General features: G+C 58.0%; 14 protein-coding genes and 1 tRNA gene. 10 read left to right on the plus strand and 5 right to left on the minus strand.

The window, feature by feature from the left end:
• Window positions 1-25: 25 nt before the first annotated feature.
• From AC3RLQ_RS25170 to dnaE, 3 genes are read left to right on the plus strand one after another with little or no spacing between them, the layout of a single operon-like run.
• The gene (locus tag AC3RLQ_RS25170) at window positions 26-217 is read left to right on the plus strand and encodes a hypothetical protein (RefSeq protein ID WP_493031406.1); all 192 of its coding nucleotides are present in this window, start codon (window positions 26-28) and stop codon (window positions 215-217) included.
• Window positions 201-929, plus strand: coding sequence for a hypothetical protein (locus AC3RLQ_RS25175; RefSeq protein WP_493031407.1), 729 nt, complete (start codon window positions 201-203; stop codon window positions 927-929). Before AC3RLQ_RS25170 ends, AC3RLQ_RS25175 begins: the two co-directional genes overlap by 17 nt.
• 52 nt (window positions 930-981) lie before the next feature.
• Entirely contained in the window at window positions 982-4,497 is a 3,516-nt protein-coding gene (dnaE, locus tag AC3RLQ_RS25180; RefSeq protein ID WP_493031408.1) for a DNA polymerase III subunit alpha, read from the plus strand.
• Window position 4,498: 1 nt separating this feature from the next.
• Here dnaE and AC3RLQ_RS25185 read toward each other — a convergent pair whose 3' ends face one another.
• Window positions 4,499-5,152, minus strand: coding sequence for a SanA/YdcF family protein (locus AC3RLQ_RS25185; RefSeq protein WP_493031409.1), 654 nt, complete (start codon window positions 5,150-5,152; stop codon window positions 4,499-4,501).
• Window positions 5,153-5,244: 92 nt separating this feature from the next.
• On the opposite strand from AC3RLQ_RS25185, the gene rlmB reads away from it, so the two are divergent.
• Complete coding sequence (rlmB, locus tag AC3RLQ_RS25190; protein ID WP_493031410.1) at window positions 5,245-5,823, plus strand: 23S rRNA (guanosine(2251)-2'-O)-methyltransferase RlmB; 579 nt, start codon at window positions 5,245-5,247, stop codon at window positions 5,821-5,823.
• Window positions 5,820-6,554, plus strand: coding sequence for an NAD-dependent deacylase (locus AC3RLQ_RS25195; protein WP_493031411.1), 735 nt, complete (start codon window positions 5,820-5,822; stop codon window positions 6,552-6,554). Before rlmB ends, AC3RLQ_RS25195 begins: the two co-directional genes overlap by 4 nt.
• Here AC3RLQ_RS25195 and AC3RLQ_RS25200 read toward each other — a convergent pair.
• The 3 genes from AC3RLQ_RS25200 to AC3RLQ_RS25210 all read right to left on the minus strand — a co-directional run bounded on the left by AC3RLQ_RS25200 (window position 6,543) and on the right by AC3RLQ_RS25210 (window position 9,673).
• Window positions 6,543-7,334 (minus strand): dioxygenase family protein, encoded by a 792-nt coding sequence (locus tag AC3RLQ_RS25200; protein ID WP_493031412.1) that lies wholly within the window; start codon window positions 7,332-7,334, stop codon window positions 6,543-6,545. The genes AC3RLQ_RS25195 and AC3RLQ_RS25200 overlap by 12 nt on opposite strands.
• 125 nt (window positions 7,335-7,459) lie before the next feature.
• Entirely contained in the window at window positions 7,460-9,190 is a 1,731-nt protein-coding gene (locus AC3RLQ_RS25205) for an endo-1,4-beta-xylanase (RefSeq protein ID WP_493031413.1), read from the minus strand.
• A 66-nt stretch (window positions 9,191-9,256) separates the two neighbouring features.
• The gene (locus AC3RLQ_RS25210; RefSeq protein WP_493031414.1) at window positions 9,257-9,673 is read right to left on the minus strand and encodes a c-type cytochrome domain-containing protein; all 417 of its coding nucleotides are present in this window, start codon (window positions 9,671-9,673) and stop codon (window positions 9,257-9,259) included.
• A gap of 113 nt (window positions 9,674-9,786) precedes the next feature.
• Between AC3RLQ_RS25210 and AC3RLQ_RS25215 the strand changes: the two genes are divergently transcribed.
• The 3 genes from AC3RLQ_RS25215 to AC3RLQ_RS25225 are packed head-to-tail and all read left to right on the plus strand — an operon-like array spanning window position 9,787 to window position 14,376.
• The gene (locus AC3RLQ_RS25215) at window positions 9,787-10,131 is read left to right on the plus strand and encodes a nucleotide pyrophosphohydrolase (protein WP_493031416.1); all 345 of its coding nucleotides are present in this window, start codon (window positions 9,787-9,789) and stop codon (window positions 10,129-10,131) included.
• Window positions 10,128-11,168, plus strand: coding sequence for a 16S rRNA (cytosine(1402)-N(4))-methyltransferase RsmH (rsmH, locus tag AC3RLQ_RS25220; RefSeq protein ID WP_493031417.1), 1,041 nt, complete (start codon window positions 10,128-10,130; stop codon window positions 11,166-11,168). Before AC3RLQ_RS25215 ends, rsmH begins: the two co-directional genes overlap by 4 nt.
• A gap of 34 nt (window positions 11,169-11,202) precedes the next feature.
• Window positions 11,203-14,376, plus strand: coding sequence for a LamG domain-containing protein (locus AC3RLQ_RS25225; protein WP_493031419.1), 3,174 nt, complete (start codon window positions 11,203-11,205; stop codon window positions 14,374-14,376).
• 399 nt (window positions 14,377-14,775) lie between these two features.
• Here the strand turns inward: AC3RLQ_RS25225 and AC3RLQ_RS25230 are convergent.
• Window positions 14,776-14,850: transfer RNA gene (locus AC3RLQ_RS25230), tRNA-Val, on the minus strand.
• 91 nt (window positions 14,851-14,941) lie between these two features.
• On the opposite strand from AC3RLQ_RS25230, the gene AC3RLQ_RS25235 reads away from it, so the two are divergent.
• Complete coding sequence (locus AC3RLQ_RS25235; RefSeq protein WP_493031421.1) at window positions 14,942-16,006, plus strand: tyrosine-type recombinase/integrase; 1,065 nt, start codon at window positions 14,942-14,944, stop codon at window positions 16,004-16,006.
• Window positions 16,007-16,055: 49 nt separating this feature from the next.
• Window positions 16,056-16,619: a hypothetical protein gene (locus tag AC3RLQ_RS25240; protein WP_493031422.1), complete on the plus strand. Its 564-nt coding sequence runs from the start codon at window positions 16,056-16,058 to the stop codon at window positions 16,617-16,619.
• The last annotated feature ends 5 nt before the right edge of the window (window positions 16,620-16,624 follow it).

The raw sequence follows: 16,624 nt of genomic DNA on the forward strand, positions 1-16,624 counted from the left end.
TGAGTGGTTAAAGGGAAATGCTCTTTTGAAGCAATTTCCACGCCGCAAGTCAAGCGCGGTCGTCTTCTTGCTACAAGGTTTTTCGCAGGTTCTTTCGAAAGCGCTGCGGCATCCCGAAAATCAACTCTTAATTTCGGCCGGGTTGATGCCTTGGCGCGACGATATATTTGCCATTGCCGCAGGCACCTCCACCATGGTGGATGCATCGGTTTTTTAGCAGACGAATCCTCGGCGTCTTTCTGACTTTTTGGGCGGTCGCCAGCATCGTGCGTGCGCATGTGGTGCCCAATATGACTGTCGAGGCGGAATTCGACACCGCAGGCGGCTACACGCTGCGCATCAATGTCGATCCACGCACCTTTCTCGCCTCAGACCCCACCTCCCTGCCGCCCGTTCCGGCATCATGGTACCTGGAGCAAACACCCGATCAGGTCGCCGCGACCCATGAAAAAGCGCAGCAATACCTCGCCCGTTCGCTTGGGTTGCTGTTTGAAGGAAAAAAAACCGTCCTGCCCGCCTGCAAAATTCGGGCCATGGACGGTGCTGACAACACCCCACTCAAGGCAGACACCCAGGAAGTTCACCTGCTCGCCACCGCCAGCGGCCAGCTGCCGGCGAATTCCACCACCTTCCAGGTCGATTTTGCCAAAGATGCCAACACCAGTCTGATTCTGCTGCACTCCATGTCAGGAAAGACCGAACTTCGTCCCCAGGTGATTTTCCCGGGAGAGACAAGCCGTCCCTTCCAGCTTCATTTGGCCGCGGCTCCAGACACCTCACCCGGCGCCCCGGTCTCGAATGCCAGCAACATCTATCTGATCATTGCGATCTCTGTGGCTAGCATCGTGATCATCACCGGCTGGCTGCTGCTCCGCCACTACCGCCACCACCACCGTGCGCATCGAAAGCCCGGAGCTGGAAAAATGTGAAAAACTACCTCTTTCAAGCCTTCGAAGCGGGGTTAATCCTGTCCCCCGCCGCATGTCAGATTCCTTCGTCCATCTCCATCTCCACACCGAATACTCGCTGCTAGACGGCGCTGTGCGCATCGATGCGCTCATGAAACGCGTGAAGGAGTTGAACATGCCTGCCGTGGCCATGACCGACCACGGCAACCTCTATGGCGCCATCGACTTTTACATGGCCGCCAAGAAGGCCAAGGTGAAGAGCATCATCGGCTGCGAAGCCTACCTCGCTCCCGGCTCCATGATGGACAAAAACGAAGTGCCAGGCCGCAAGCGCTCCTCGCATCTCACCCTGCTCGCCTCCAGCAACGAGGGCTTCGAAAATCTCTCCAAGCTCATCACCAAAGGCCACCTCGACGGCCAGTGGTACAAGCCCCGCGTGGATAAAGACGCTCTGCGCGAGCACGCCAAAGGCCTCATCTGCCTCAGCGGCTGCATCAACGGCGAAATCAACGAACTCCTCCTCTCCGACCGCAAGGACGAGGCGGAAAAAAGCCTGCTGGAGTTCCGCGACATCTTCGGCCCCGAAAACTTCTACCTCGAAATCCAGGACCACAACATGGAGGCCCAGCGCAAAAGCGCCCGGCAGATGATCGAGTGGGGCAAGCAGTACGATCTGAAGACCGTCGCCACCAACGACGTCCACTTCCTCAATCGCAGCGATCACGAGTCCCACGACATCATGATCTGCATCGGCACGGGCGCGAGCATCTACGATCAGAACCGCATGACCTACTCCCCGGAGGTCTATTTCAAGACCGCCGAGGAAATGCGCGCCCTCTTCTCCGAAGTGCCGGAGGCCTGCGATGCCACGCTCGAAATCGCCGAACGCTGCGATCTGAAGATCCACCTCGATTCCACCAGCATCGAGCGCTATCCGCAGTACCCCATGCCTGACGGCGGGGACCGCAATGAATACCTGCGCAAGCTGACGATGGATGGCCTCGAACTTCGCTATGGCCGCGATCGCGCGCTCAATGACGAGGTGCTCCACCAGCGAATGGAAGTGGAGCTCGCCCTGCTGAAGGAGAAAAACTTCACAAGCTACTTCCTCATCGTCTGGGACTTCATCAACTGGGCCCGTAAGCACGACATCCCCGTCGGCCCTGGTCGTGGTTCCGCCGCCGGTTCTCTCGTCGCATTCTGCCTCGGCATTACGGACATCGATCCGCTCCGCTTCGAACTCGTGTTCGAACGATTCCTCAATCCCGAGCGTGTCAGCCCTCCCGATATCGATATCGACTTCTGCCAGACGCGCCGTCCTGAAGTCATCCAATATGTCCGCGAAAAATACGGCGACCTCAGCGTCTGCCATATCATCACCTTCGGCACCATGGGCGCCAAGTCGGTCATTCGTGACGTCGGTCGCGTCATGGGCTGGAGCTACGGCGACAGCGACGCGCTGTCGAAGATGATTCCGAACGAGCTGAACATCGACCTGGAGGAGTCGGTGAAAAAAAACCCCGATCTCGCTGCGAAGCTCGAGGCCGACGGCAATGCGCAAGAACTCTGGCGGCATGCCACCTTCCTCGAAGGTCTCACCCGCGGCACGGGCGTTCACGCCGCCGGTGTCGTCATCGGTGATCGCCGTCTCGACAACTTCATCGCCCTCACGCGAGACAAGGAAGACGCCATCCTCTCGCAATATGCGATGAAGCCCCTCACCGAGCTGGGCATGCTCAAGATGGACTTCCTCGGCCTCAAAACGCTGACGGTGATCCACGAAGCCGAGTACTGGATCCACAAGCGAGTCCCCGGCTTCAGAGTGGCCAATGCACCCCTCGAAGACACCAAGACCTTTGACCTTATCAAACGCGGCGAAACGGTCGCCGTCTTCCAGATGGAATCTGGCGGCATGGTGAACACCTGCAAACAGCTCGGTCCTGACACCATCGAGGAAATCATCGCTATTCTGGCCCTGTATCGTCCCGGCCCGATGCAGTTTATTCCCGATTACATCAAGCGTAAGAAGGGTGAGGAGAAGGTGGACTACCCACACCCGCTGCTGGAAAAAATCTCCAAGGAGACCTACGGCATTCTGGTCTATCAGGAGCAGGTCATGCAGGCCGCGAACTTGCTCGCCGGCTTCTCCCTCGGACAAGCTGACTTGCTCCGCCGAGCGATGGGTAAAAAAGACGCCGCCGAGATGGCCCGCCAGCGTCTCATCTTCGTGGAAGGCTGCCTCAAGACGAACGACATCCAGGCCAAGCTCGCGAACTCCATCTTCGACTTGCTCGAAAAATTCGCGCAGTACGGCTTCAACAAGTCTCACTCCGCTGCCTACGGAATCGTCACGTATCGCACCGCCTACCTGAAGGCAAACTACCCCGTCGAGTTCATGGCGGCGGTGCTCAGCTATGAAATCAGCAATCCCGACAAGATCGCCAATTTCGTCAGCGAGTGCTTCGAAATGGGCATCAAGGTGCTGCCGCCGGACGTCAACAAGTCCTCCCTCAAGTTTGCTCCTGAGCGGTTCGAAACCGAAGAGGCGGAGCCAAACGCCATCCGCTACGGCCTCAGCGCCATCAAGAACGTCGGTGAAGGCGCCATGGAGGCCGCCATTGCCGAGCGTGAAAAGAACGGCCTCTACACCAGTCTCGAAGACTTCGCCGCACGCCTCGACAATCGCGCCGTGAACAAGAAGCTCATGGAGTCCCTCGTCAAAGCGGGCGCGTTCGACTTCACCAAAGAGCCGCGCGCCGTGATGTTCGCCAAGCTCGAGCAGGTGCTCGCTTCCGCAGCCTCCATGCAGAAGGACAAAAAAGCAGGCCAGGGCGGCCTCTTTGATGACTTCGAACTCGCGCAGCCCAAGTCCAAGAAAAACGAGGCATCGGCGCCCTCCATCGTGTGGAGTGCGGATGAGGTTCTCGCCTTTGAAAAAGAACTTCTCGGCTTCTACGTCAGCGGCCATCCGCTGGACAGCTACCGCGGCCATTTCGATTCGCCCAAGATCATTAAGATCGCTTCCATTGCGGACATCGACACCAAGGAAAAAGCCAGCTCGCACTCCATCGCCGGCATCCTCAGCCAGCTCGAAGTGCGCTACTCCAAGAAGGACAACCGCCCCTTCGCCACCTTCAAGTTTGAAGACTTCACCGGCCAGATCGAGATGATGTGCTGGAGCGATGACTACGAAAAAACGAAGGACGTTCTGGCCAATGGCGCCGTGCTCGGTCTCCGCATTCGTGTCAGCAAAGATCAAAAGACCGACGGCAACCGCGTCACCATGAACAGTGCCACGCCGCTCAAGCCCAAGGCTGCGAAACCGCGCAACGCCGGCGACCCCGATCCTTCCGAACCACCACCGCCGAAGCCGCCCGCTCCTCCGAAACCTGTTGTCTTAAAACTCAACGGCACGCATGACGAAACGGATCTTGAGCGCATTCATGAGGTGTTGATCGCGCACCCTGGCACGCTGCCCGTCTTCATCGAAATCTCCCGGAACGGCCACAAAGCCCGCCTCGAACTCGATGAAAGTTTCCGCGTCACTCCCGGTCCCGATCTGCGTCGGGCGCTCACTGTCTGGTTGTGAGTCACTCCAACGGCACGCTCACCTTCTCACCGAGAAACCTCGGCTTGGTGCCGAGCACGTTCACATCCAGCACCGCTTTGACGCAGGCCAGTTTCTCCCGCAGAAAAGTTTTCACAGAAAGGGCCACCGGCACATCCGTGGCATCCAGCCCGTACGCCTCGATTCCAAACGCACGCGCCAGATAAATGGCTCGCGCATTGTGAAATCGCTGTGAAACAAAAATCACGCGCTGCTGCCCAAAGACCTCTTTGGCCCGTACCACCGAGTCCAGCGTGCGAAATCCCGCATAGTCGCACACCACCTTCTCCGCCGGCACTCCCATCTGCATCAGCACTCGCTTCATGTCAGTGGGCTCATCATAGCCCTGTGTACCGTTGTCACCACTCACGATCAGCGCCTTCACCTTGCCTGCTTTAAACAAAGCCGCTGCAGCCTCCATGCGTGGGAGAAAGAACAGATTGGCCCTGCCGTCAGCAAGTCTTGCCGAGGTGCCCAGTACCACCGCAACCGGAGCCTCAGGCACGCCCTCCACCGCATCAAAGCACCGGCCTTCCGCGCTTCGCTCGACCCACCACTCGCAGCCAAACACGAAACTCAGTCCCGCCACGGCCAAAACGGCGACCCACATCCATCGGCGCTTGAGGATTGTCTTCATAGCAAATCCCTCCCGCCACTTCACACAGCCTGCAAGCCGCTGCTTCTATCATTTTGCCAAAACCCCTTTCACGGCACACTGTCGGGAAACACATGCGCCCCAACCGTCCCGAACAACCCGTCGCCCGCCAGAACCGCCACTCCCGTTCTGACAACCACGTGCGTGTCTACGAAGAAGGAGACATCCCCTCCATTCTCGAAGGCAAGACCAGCCCGCTCGTCCTGATCCTCGATTGCGTTCAGGACCCCCACAATCTCGGCGCCTGCCTGCGCACCGCCGATGCCGCAGGTGTCTGCGCCGTGATCATGCCCAAGGACAAAACCGCGCCCATCACCGAGACCGTCGTCCGCGTGGCCTGCGGCGGTGCGGAAAACATCCCGCTCGTCCGCGTCACCAACCTCGTCCGTGCCATGGACAAGCTCAAAGAACTCGGCATCTGGCTCGTCGGCACGGCGGATGAATCCACGCAGAGCCTCTACGATCTCGATCTCAAAGGCGGCATCGGCATCGTCATGGGTGCGGAAGGCACAGGCATGCGCCGCCTCACCGGCGAGCACTGCGACTTCCTCGTCAAGATTCCCATGGGCGGCAAAGTCGAATGCCTCAATGTCTCCGTCGCCACCGGCGTGTGTTTGTTTGAATGCGTCCGGCAGCGTCAGCCCAAAAAATGAGTGCGGAGCGAAACATCGTCGTGCTTACCGGTGCGGGCATGTCCGCTGAATCCGGCGTGCCGACGTTTCGCGGAGCAGATGGACTCTGGGAAGGTCATCGCATTGAGGAGGTGGCCTCGCCCGAAGGTTTCGCACGCGATCCCGAACTCGTTCATCACTTTTACAACCTGCGTCGTGCCGCGCTGAGCACTGTGGAGCCCAATGCAGGCCATCTCGCTCTCGCCCGTCTGGAGCGCGAATGGCAGGGCCGGTTTCTCCTCGTCACCCAAAACGTGGACGATCTGCACGAACGCGCTGGCAGTGAAAAACTCATCCACATGCACGGCGAGCTCCTCAAGGCCCGCTGCGAACTCTGCGGCGCAGTGTTGTCCTGGAGCAAAGACTTGTCATCCGGCACACGCTGCCGTGCCTGTGGCGAAATCGGCGGCATGCGTCCGCACATCGTCTGGTTTGGCGAGTTCCCATTCGAGATGGAGACCATCATGAATGCCTTGAAGAGCGCAGAGATTTTTCTCTGCATCGGCACATCCGGCGTGGTGTATCCTGCCGCAGGCTTCGCCCAGATGGCTGCGCAAAACCGCTCCTGCCGCCTCATCGAGTTCAACATCGAGAACACCGAAATCTCACGCCAGTTCCGTGAGCGCGTCATCGGCCCGGTGTCTGTGGAGCTGCCCAAGTTCGTGGAGCAGCTTCTTTCGGACACGCACAGGCAGGCCTGGTTAGAACGGTGATGGGCCCAGGACCAGATCTTGGATGTCCCGATCACCCACCGCCGCACTGTCACGCCGGCGCGGCTGTGGCCCGCCCGGACCTCCGGGACCACGACCGCGTTGATCCGGCTCTTCCGGCGTGTGGCCAATCACAATGTCCCAGGTGGCGGCGAGTTCCTTGCTCTCGGCACTCATGGGTTTGAACTCGCGAATGACGGAGAGACGCTGCTGCTCCGTGCCCATGCTGCGCAGAATGCCGTCGCGGTCATTCTGCGGAATGCCTGCGATGAACAGCTGCGTGGTCAGCATGCTTTTTTCGTTTTGCTTCACGCGGATGTGGTAGTGCAGCGTGCGGCCCGTGTACAAGCCGGGCAGGATGGTCCGGAAGCGATATTCACCCTTGGCGTTCGTTTCGATTTTCCCATAGCCCTGAAACTGCGGATCGCGCTCCTTGCCCTGCTGCGTGCCCCGGCTGTGGATGTAGCAGCCGTTGTTGTCAGACTGCCAGAGCTCGATCACCGCATCTTGAATCGGCTTGCCATCCACATTCAGCAGTCGTCCACCGAACTCTGTCACCACCCCGCTCGCAGGGGCTTTACCACCGATGATCATCGTGAGATCATTGTCCTGATCCAGCGGCAGGTGGTCAGGATAATACGGCCCTTCCGTCGCGCGCGGCGTCAGTGTGAGCGCCTCGGCATACACACTGCCGGTGATGATCCCGCCGGTGGTCAGCAGCAGGCTGTGCAGCAGCTTGCGACGGCTGAGCGGAATGTGAAAGGGGCGAATCGCGGTGTTCATGAGCGGGGTTTGTTTCCCGTCAAACCCACCCATCCCGTGTTGGTTGCGCATGAAAAAAGATTCAGCGCAAATCGGTGTGGACCGCAGCTGCGAGATTCCTCATCACGATGTGCGCGGAACTTGTTTCACCAGGTCGGCTTGGCAATCACCGGCTTGTGGCCTGTCGCCTGCACTTCATACCAGCCGGGGAAGCCGCGCCATTTCACCTTGCCTTTGGCGTTCGTTTTCAAAGTGACTTCCGTGTGCCATTTGCGGCCGATCCATTCTTCCAGCACTTCGCCTCGCTTGCGGATGCTCCAGTCCTTGTTCCATGACGCGGCCGCAGGTTTCCAATGGGAGCCTTCCCAAAAGCCCCAGAGCAAAAAGCTGGTGTAAGCCGGATGGCTGAACACTGCGATGAGCACATCGCGTGTGTAATCCGCCGCCAGCTCCTCATCCTCCGTGGTCACGATGTCATACTCGGTGATGCACTGATGCGGCACCACCGCGGCAAAGCGATCTGTCACCGCGAGCAGGTGCTCGGGCGAAGGCAGGTAGCTTTCATCAAAATGCGCCTGATTGCCCAGTCCATAGACGGTGAGCCCCGCCTTGTTCAGTGCCTCAATGTAAGTGAAAGTGTCATCACATTGCGGCCCCGGGCGGAACACCTGATCCTCATTCACACAAAAAGGCAGCTTGGTCAGGGATCTTGCCAGCTTGAAAACGTCACGGTCAAGTTGCTCCAGACCGGGTCGCTTGTTCAGCATGTCCGCACCGTTCCAGGCGATGGGGTGGTTGATCACATCCCACTCGATGACACGGTCTTTCACAAACTCCAGCCGCTCCTTCACACTCGCGAGCGTGCGCTCGCGAATGACCATGCTGTCTTTGATGTCATGCAGATTGAACGGCGTGGCCACCTGCATCAGGTAATGCCCGCGCACAGGAATGTGGCGCTCCGCCAGCCACGCAAAGGCCTGGTCCAGCTCCGCATTCCGTTGAGCCTTGCGTTTCTCATCCAAATCCGGCGACCAGTTGCCATCCTTCAAATCATTCTCAAACACCACAATGCTGAAGAGCCGGTCAATGATGTCGCGGTAGCGCTTGTCGTCTTCGCTTTCACCGCTGAAACGCTTAGCCACCACCGCTGTTCCAAACTCAAAGGCATGACGATGCAGCGTGAGTTTCACCTCCGTGTTGGCCGCAGGTTTGCCGTCATCACCCGTGACAATCATGGAGAGATCCGCCTTGCGGTGCTGCTCGATGCGGTCCAGCGCCGCCTTGCGCCAGGGCGCATCTGGTTCCCGGCCTGGGTAGCTTCGCTTGCTCATCTTGGCCCGCGGGAAAAGGCTGACATCGGTGCTGGCCGGATACTTGAGCACGCGAATGCTTTCGACCTCGATGCTCTGCTCCTTGTGTCCGCACAGCAGCACGACGGCAGCCGTGCCCGCCTGAATCGCTTCACTGGAAACGAAAGTCACCGGCTGCTCCGTCCACTCACGATGAATGTCCACGACGATGGAATCAGCAAACGCCGTGTATGGCGCGGTGCGCAGCTGCAGCTTCGCCTGAACCTCCCCTGATGCCGCATTGCCGACGACCCGCGCCTTGATGATTGCCAGCACCCGCTCGTCCTTCGCGATGCCCTCGTCCACCAGTGCCGTAAACTGCGCTGAGTACGCCGTGCCAGCATCTGCCCGCGTGATGGTGATGCGCCTGCCGAGTTTCAGGTCTTCTGCCTTCCCGACAGCCTTGGATGCCCATGCCTCCAAGGCCGCCTCTCTGCTCACATCCCTGCCTCCGGGCGGAATCTCCAGCGCATGCAGTCGGCAGACCGTGGTGAGAAAGAAGACCGTCAGGAAGCTCAGGCGTTTCATGGTGGAAGCGCACCTACCCCCGATTATGCACTATTCAAGCCGGGAGCAGTTCGCCGTGCCCACCTGCTACTTTTTGGATTTTTTGTGCTCCGGCGTCATGGCACCTTCTTTGCCCTCGGGCCAGTTGGCGCCCTCGGTGATCCATTGGCGGATGAGGTTCACTTCATCCTTCGGAATGCGGTGGCCGGTGGCGGGCATGGCTTTCAGATCCTTGGCCGGCAGCGTCAGCACGAGATAGAGCATGCTTTTCTCCGCATTCTTCGGCACGATCACCGGCCCGGTTTTGCGCTTTTTGAAGGCCAGTGCACGTGTCTGCAAATTGAGCTCTCCGAGCAGTGTTTCCGAGTTGTGGCACTCGACACAGCGGTCAGCCAGGATCGGTTTGATCTGTTTGACGAAATCCACCGGAGCATCTCCGGCGGCTTGAAGGGTGGTGCAGGCGGCGAGGCAGGCGATGAGCGCGAGTTGGCGGTGAATATTCATAGGGATGAGCATCTACAATCTACGTCGCGGTGTCCAGCACGTCTTGCGACTGAATGAGCGCATCTTGTCTCCTTCCCGGTTGCTCCTGCGTGCGCGTGCCTGCATCATGCTGCATGAGCATCGAACAAATCACCGCCCGCATCTGTGCGTTTCGTGACGCCCGGGACTGGATGCAGTTTCACAGCCCGAAGGAACTCGCCATCGCCATCACGGCGGAGGCGGGGGAGCTGCTGCAGCACTTCGTCTGGCAGCGGCCGGAGCAGATTGAGCAGAGGGTTCAGGACAAAATGCCGGAACTGAAGGACGAAATGGCCGATGTGGCCATCCTGCTCTTTGAACTGGCTCACAATCTCGGTGTCGATCTCGGTCAGGTGATGCTCGACAAGATTGAGCGCAATGAAACACGCTATCCCGTGGCAAAGGCACGTGGATCGAACGCCAAATACAACGAGCTGTGAGCGAAGCCGAAGTTCCAACACCGCATCGCCGTCGGCCGCGTTATTCTGGCAAGAATCCGCGACGTTTTGAAGACAAGTACAAGGAGCTCAATCCTGAGCGCTATGCCGAAACCATTGCAAAGGTGCGAGCATCCGGGAAAACGCCTGCAGGTCAGCATGTGCCGATTTTGCTGAGCAAGATTATGCAAATTCTTGCACCCCAGCCCGGTGAACGAGCCGTGGACTGCACGCTGGGCTATGGCGGCCATGCCGGTGCCTTGCTGAAAGCCGTGCAACCGGGCGGCACCCTGCTCGCCCTCGATCAAGATCCTTTGGAAATTGTACGCACTGAGGCGCGCTTGCGTGCCAGCGGTTGCGAAGAATCGGCCCTTGTCGTGAAGCGCATGAACTTCGCCGGGCTGCCCCGCGCCCTTGGCGAACTCGGCTGGAGCGATGGTGCGGACGTGCTCCTCGCCGACCTCGGCTGCTCCTCCATGCAGTTCGACAATCCCGCCCGTGGGTTCAGCTTCAAGCACGACGGCCCGCTCGACATGCGCATGAATCCGCAACGCGGTGTCTCTGCGCGCGAGTTTCTGCAAAAACTCAGTGCGGAAAAGTTCACCGCCATTCTCAGCGACAATGCGGATGAGCCGCACGCGAAACTGCTCGCTCAGGCGCTTGCTGAAACGGATCACGCCACCACGCGGTCACTGGCCGAAGCGGTGCGCCGCGCGCTGCCGCACCGGGTGAATGAGGAGGATCGTGACGCCACCGTGCGCCGCGTTTTCCAGGCCCTGCGCATCGCCGTGAACGAGGAATTTACCGCGCTTGACACTTTTTTGCGTCAATTGCCCACCTGTTTGCGCAGTGGTGCACGTGTATGCATTCTCACCTTCCACTCGGGTGAGGACCGCCGCGTGAAGCATCTTTTCCGTGAAGGACTGCGCAGCGGTATTTTCAGCGCCACCAATGATGAAGTGATTCGTCCCACTTCGCAGGAGACCCGTGACAATCCACGTGCAGCCCCTGCAAAGCTGCGGTGGGCGGTGAAGGCGTGAATTGAAGTGCACTCATGATGCGTATGAGTGAGCCATGTTCCAATCCGTTCGCTTTCTTATACTGTTAGGACTCTGCTTTCCATGGGTTGCGCATTCTGCGCTGCAGGAGACTTGGGAGACAGGTTATGCAAAGGAGGACGCCACCGGACCGCATGTGCTGGGATTTTGGAAATTTGATGAAGAGTCCAAGGATGTGGAGCTGCATGGGGCAGTCTTGAATCCAAAAGGCAAGTTTGGCGGGGCTTTGGAGTCGTTCCCGGGGTTTCCGGTTGAGGATCAACGACATGCGGCAGTGGTGGCGGTGAAGCCTGTGAAAGGGGCGTTTACGCTGGAGATGTGGATCAAGCCGAAGGCGGCGTTTGAGCCGAGGCTGCGCTGCTTCCTGCTGGACAAGAAGTATGTCGATCACACGGACTACCAGTGGCAGATTGGTGATGCAGATAAGGGCGGATTGAGGAGAATGTGGGTAACGTTAGGATTTGGAGAGCAATCGAAGACGATTTACTCGCTGCCGTTCAAGCTGGAGACGGACGTGTGGCAGCATGTGGCGTTTACGTATGATGGTGCCGGCGATGGAAAATTTTATCGGAATGGCGTGGCGGCGGGGGGCGCGAAGCTGGCAGGTTTTGGCAATGTGATGCAGGGAATGAAACCGTTGAGCATTGGGGACCGGCTGGGGAGTAATTATGGCGGGTTCCCGGGGTTGATCGATGAGGTGCGTGTTTGTGAGGGGGTGCTGAGTTTTGAACGCATCGCGATGCAGATTGTGGCAGGGCGCAGTGTGTGGCGGCGGATGGAGACGGCGAAGCCGGTGGAGATTGTTTGCACTAATTTGCAACGAGAGGTGCTGAAGGCGGCGAGGCTCAAGGTGAGTCTGGGTGGGACAACGGAGGAGTTTCTTGTGTCGGATCTGGCAATGGGGAAGAGTTTTACGGCCAAATATTTGTTCAACACGGCGCTCAAGGCGGATGACTATGAATTGCGGGCGCGGTTTGAGACGGGTGATTATGCGACCGAGCAAGCGGCCACGCTGAAACTGGTGGCGCGAGTGCCGGAGCGGATGCCGGTGATCATGTGGGGGGGCAGTGGTGAGGAGATGGAGCGGGTGAAGGATCTTGGGTTCACGCATTTTATCGGTCTGGGTGCTGACTACAGTGAGATGTGGCACCAGAAGAAGATCGTGCCGCCGACGAAGCCGGAGGTGATGGCGAAGAACCGGGCGATGCTTGATCAGGCGCTGGCGAATGGGCTGGAGGTCATTGCGAGTCTGTCGCCGGCGCATGCGCTGGAGTCGGAGGAGAAGAACCTGCGCATTGGGCGTGATGGGAAGGCTTATGCGCGGCAGGACATCTGTGCGTCGCTGCCGGACTTTGCTTCTTTTTTTCAAGTGGTGGGGATGAGTGTGGCGAAGGCGTATGGGGATCATCCTGCGTTCACGACGGCGTTGATTGATACGGAGGTGAGGGACAACACGCAGGTGAGTTTCAATGCGGTGGATGTGGAGGCTTATCAGAAGTTTGCGAAGGCGGAGATTCCTGCGGAGGTGTCGGCGAAGTGGGGCGTGGACTGGACGAAGATGAAGGACTTTCCGGTGGATCGGGTGATCGCGGATGACCATCCGATTTTGAAATACCTGCGCTGGTTCTGGACGGTGGGGGATGGCTGGAATGGACTGCATACGGCGCTGCACAAGGGGGTGAAGAGCAGCAAGGTGTGGACGTTCTTTGATCCGGCGGTGCGGCAGCCGAGCATCAGCGGTGCGGGTGGTGGCGTGGATGTGATCTCGCACTGGACCTACACTTATCCTGATCCGCTGAAGATCGGGATGTGTGCGGATCAGTTGTTTGCGATGAGTGCGGCGACAGGGAGGAACCAGCGGGTGATGAAGATGACGCAGTTGATCTGGTATCGCTCCCAGACGGCACCGATTGGCAGCAAGGCGCCGGGTGAGGTTGTGGCGTGGCAGGATCATGATCCTGATGCGGCGTATATCACGATCGCGCCGATGCATTTAAAGGAGGCGCTGTGGACGAAGATCTCGCGTCCGATTCAGGGGATCATGTATCACGGGTGGCAGTCGCTGGTGCAGACGGACAGTCCGGGTGGGTATCGCTTCACGAATTCAAACACTGCGCCGGTGCTCAAGCAGTTGCTGCATGATGTGATTGAGCCGCTGGGGCCGTCGCTGATGGCGATTCCGGATGAGCGGAGTGAGGTGGCGTTTTTGGAGAGTTTTACTTCGCAGATGTTTGCGCATCGCGGCAGCTACGGGAACAACACGGACTGGGCGGCGGATGTGTGGCTGGCGCTGCAGCATGCGCATGTGCAGACGGACATGCTGTTTGAGGAGACACTGCTCAAGAACGGGCTGAGTGGCCGCAAGGTCTTGGTGATGCCGTATTGTGATGTGCTGACGAAGGGCGTGGTGACGCGGATTCAGGACTGGCAGAAGAAGGGCGGCAAGATCGTGGCGGATGAGTTTCTGTGTCCGGCGCTGAAGGCGGACTTCCTATTGCCGAGTTTCAAGCGGGTGAAGAAGGCGGATGAGGACAAGGCGAAGGTGCTGGAAATGGCGAAGACGGTGGGCGGGTTCGCGCTGCCGCAGAAGGCGATGTGCGACAATCCGGAGATCATCGTGCGCACGCGGAAGTTTGGGGATGCGACCTATGTGTTTGTGGTGAACGACAAACGCGAGTTCGGCAACTATGTGGGCCAGCATGGGCTGGTGATGGAGAACGGGGTCCCATCGAGCGGGGTGGTGAGCTTGAAGGTGGAATCGGCGAATGTGTATGAACTGACGGGCACGCAGTTCATCGTGCCGAAGCGTGGGACCGATGGCTTGATGAGCTGGCCGGTGGATCTGGGGCCTTGTGACGGGCGCATCTTCATGGTGCTGCCGAAGCCGTTGCTGGGCTTGAAGCTGGAGGTGCCGGAGAACGCGGTGGTGGGGAACAGCGCGAAGATTGCGGTCAGCATCACCACCACGCAAGAGGCGCCGACGAAGGCGGTGATTCCGGTGCGGGTGGATGTTCGTGATGCGAGCGGGAAAGCGGCGGAAGGAAGCGGGTTTTATGCCGCTGAGAATGGCATCGTTGAAATCAAGCTGGACCTCGCGCCGAATGAAGATCCGGGCACGTGGGAAGTGCGGGTGAAGGAACTGGCGAGCGGGATGGAAGCGCGGAAGTGGATGCGAGTGAAGCGGGAATGACGAATGAACCGGTCTTGGGAGAGCACTCGGTGGGGCACCGAAGGACAGAATTGTGGTAAAATAATTGGGGGTAGAATCATTTCAGAGGCTGGATCTTTAGAGGTGCCTTATCCGCTGTAAGGATGTCCTGATTTGACGCCGCAGATGAAGTGAGAGGGATGGGAAGGTTTGGACGGTTTTTGTTTCGGCAAAGGAATGGCGGGCAAAGGAATGGATTCTGAGGGGAGCCTGAGCCGATGCACCGCAGAGATGGGAAAGCCGCAGAGATTTTTCAGAAAGGATCTTTGGGGCGGTCCGGGCTTGAGGGCTCAGGAGGTGTGCATGAACCACCTTGTGATACTCATGACGAGCATCCCGTCTGATGCGGTTTCTTCCGTTTGGCCTCGTTGAGGCGGAAGATGGTGCGCGGAGAGGGATTCGAACCCCCGACCAACTCGGTGTAAACGAGCCGCTCTACCACTGAGCTATCCACGCGGTGTGATTGATCCTGAGCTGTTTATGGCGAAAAAACAGGTGCTGTCAAATCCTGTTGATACTGCTTTTGTATACTCGTAATCTCCACGGCATGACGGCAGAGGAGAAAAGAGATCAAAAAGGAGAATGGATTCGGGTGGCACCATGCTTGTTTCGCTACCGCAGCAGCGGCACCTATTATGCGGTGGTGAGACGGTCTGGCAAGCTCATCCGCAGAAGTCTTGAGGTGAGCCACATTGAGCCAGCCAAACGCCTGCTGAGGGATTTCCTCAAGGATCAGGAAAACACGGCCACCGATGCCCACAAAACGTTCCTGGACACCTACATGGAGGAATTCCGCTCTGGAAGGACCGGAGCACCGAAGACACTCAAACGGTATCAAAAGATGGCTGATCTGGTGAAAACCGGCTGGCCCGGTGGAGCACATGTCTTGCTTTCAAAGGTGGACCACAATCAATGCTCCAAATGGCTCAGCCAGTGGAACGGGAGAGTTGCTCAATACAACCATGGCCGCCAATGGTTGCTGGCGTTCTTTGATTTCGCCGTGGCTAATCGTAAACTCAGTCGTTCACCCATCGATAAACGTCTTCTCAAGGCCTTGCGCAGACCGCGTGTGATTCGTAATGCACCCACTCCAGAAGAGTTTGAGGCGATCTTGGCTGAAGTTCGGTCACAACCTTTTACCGATCATGCGGACGATTCCGCCGACGTCTTGGAGTTCATGGGCAGGGCAGGGGTTGGTCAGGCGGAAACTTCTGGTTTGAGGAATGAGCACATCAGCCTTGATGGAGGCTTCATCAAACTCTTCCGTGTTAAAACCCGAACGGCTTATCAAATTCCCATTTTTCCAAAGGTCCGCCCTCTCCTTGCGCACCTTAAGAAGGCAAATCGAGATGCATCGCCGACAGACGCAGTGTTCAAAATCAATGACCCCAAAAAAGCCTTGGCCTCAGCATGTCGGCGCCTCAAGCTGCCGAGTTTCTCTCAGCGGTCACTACGACGCATGTTCATTATTGACGCGCTTCAACGGGGTGTTCCTGTAAAAACAATCAGCAAGTGGCAAGGGCATCAAGACGGCGGAGTTCTCATCTTAAAAACATACTCGGAGGTGATTGATCAAAAAGCGAATCTTGAGGCCGCAGCTCTGCTGGCTTAGCAAAATGGCCTTTGGTCTTTTAAATTCATTCACCAGCCAGAAATGAAATATGCGAAACGAACCCGATCTAAGCGACAAGCATATATTGAGTCTAAATCGCCAGGAATCCTACTATTACTGGTTCCATTGTGTTAAAAACTATTTTGCTCTAGTTACAAACGGAACGAAGCAAGATATGCCAACACAAGCATATTTTTATCCTGTCGGCGATGTCAACCGAGTCTTTAATGAGGTGGAGTTCCGTTACCTACCAGAACTGTGGCTTCCTTCAAAGCCTTTTCATGCAATCCACATCACGATTAACGATGATCTTGATCGTCCGTCGCTTCCCGTTCCTGAGAGAGTGAACTTTGAGGTTTCTGTATTTGACCCGGAAGCAATAACAAGTTGGGGTGACCGAGTCGTAATAGGTTTTCACCGTTTGTGGCCGGTGCCCCAACTTTGGCAAACGAAGTTAGCGGAGCAACAAAGCCCCGCTGTCGCCGCCCCAATTGTGGACCAACAAAGCCCTCCAGTGCCTGCCCCGGCTGCAGAGCCTCAACCAACCGCGCCGGCCCAAGCCGAAGTGGTCGTGACAGCACCTGCGGTCACGGCACCTGCAACGGCGGCATAACCAAA

Source organism: Prosthecobacter sp. GW821-HT29F12 (assembly GCF_058803405.1).

What these genes read in the sequence shown, in the direction of transcription:
- AC3RLQ_RS25175 (WP_493031407.1), top strand. Translation starts at nt 201, where the DNA reads ATGCATCGGTTTTTTAGCAGACGAATCCTCGGCGTCTTTCTGACTTTT.
- dnaE (WP_493031408.1), top strand. Translation starts at nt 982, where the DNA reads ATGTCAGATTCCTTCGTCCATCTCCATCTCCACACCGAATACTCGCTG.
- AC3RLQ_RS25185 (WP_493031409.1), bottom strand. Translation starts at nt 5,152, where the DNA reads ATGAAGACAATCCTCAAGCGCCGATGGATGTGGGTCGCCGTTTTGGCC.
- rlmB (WP_493031410.1), top strand. Translation starts at nt 5,245, where the DNA reads ATGCGCCCCAACCGTCCCGAACAACCCGTCGCCCGCCAGAACCGCCAC.
- AC3RLQ_RS25195 (WP_493031411.1), top strand. Translation starts at nt 5,820, where the DNA reads ATGAGTGCGGAGCGAAACATCGTCGTGCTTACCGGTGCGGGCATGTCC.
- AC3RLQ_RS25200 (WP_493031412.1), bottom strand. Translation starts at nt 7,334, where the DNA reads ATGAACACCGCGATTCGCCCCTTTCACATTCCGCTCAGCCGTCGCAAG.
- AC3RLQ_RS25205 (WP_493031413.1), bottom strand. Translation starts at nt 9,190, where the DNA reads ATGAAACGCCTGAGCTTCCTGACGGTCTTCTTTCTCACCACGGTCTGC.
- AC3RLQ_RS25210 (WP_493031414.1), bottom strand. Translation starts at nt 9,673, where the DNA reads ATGAATATTCACCGCCAACTCGCGCTCATCGCCTGCCTCGCCGCCTGC.
- AC3RLQ_RS25215 (WP_493031416.1), top strand. Translation starts at nt 9,787, where the DNA reads ATGAGCATCGAACAAATCACCGCCCGCATCTGTGCGTTTCGTGACGCC.
- AC3RLQ_RS25225 (WP_493031419.1), top strand. Translation starts at nt 11,203, where the DNA reads ATGTTCCAATCCGTTCGCTTTCTTATACTGTTAGGACTCTGCTTTCCA.
- AC3RLQ_RS25235 (WP_493031421.1), top strand. Translation starts at nt 14,942, where the DNA reads ATGACGGCAGAGGAGAAAAGAGATCAAAAAGGAGAATGGATTCGGGTG.
- AC3RLQ_RS25240 (WP_493031422.1), top strand. Translation starts at nt 16,056, where the DNA reads ATGCGAAACGAACCCGATCTAAGCGACAAGCATATATTGAGTCTAAAT.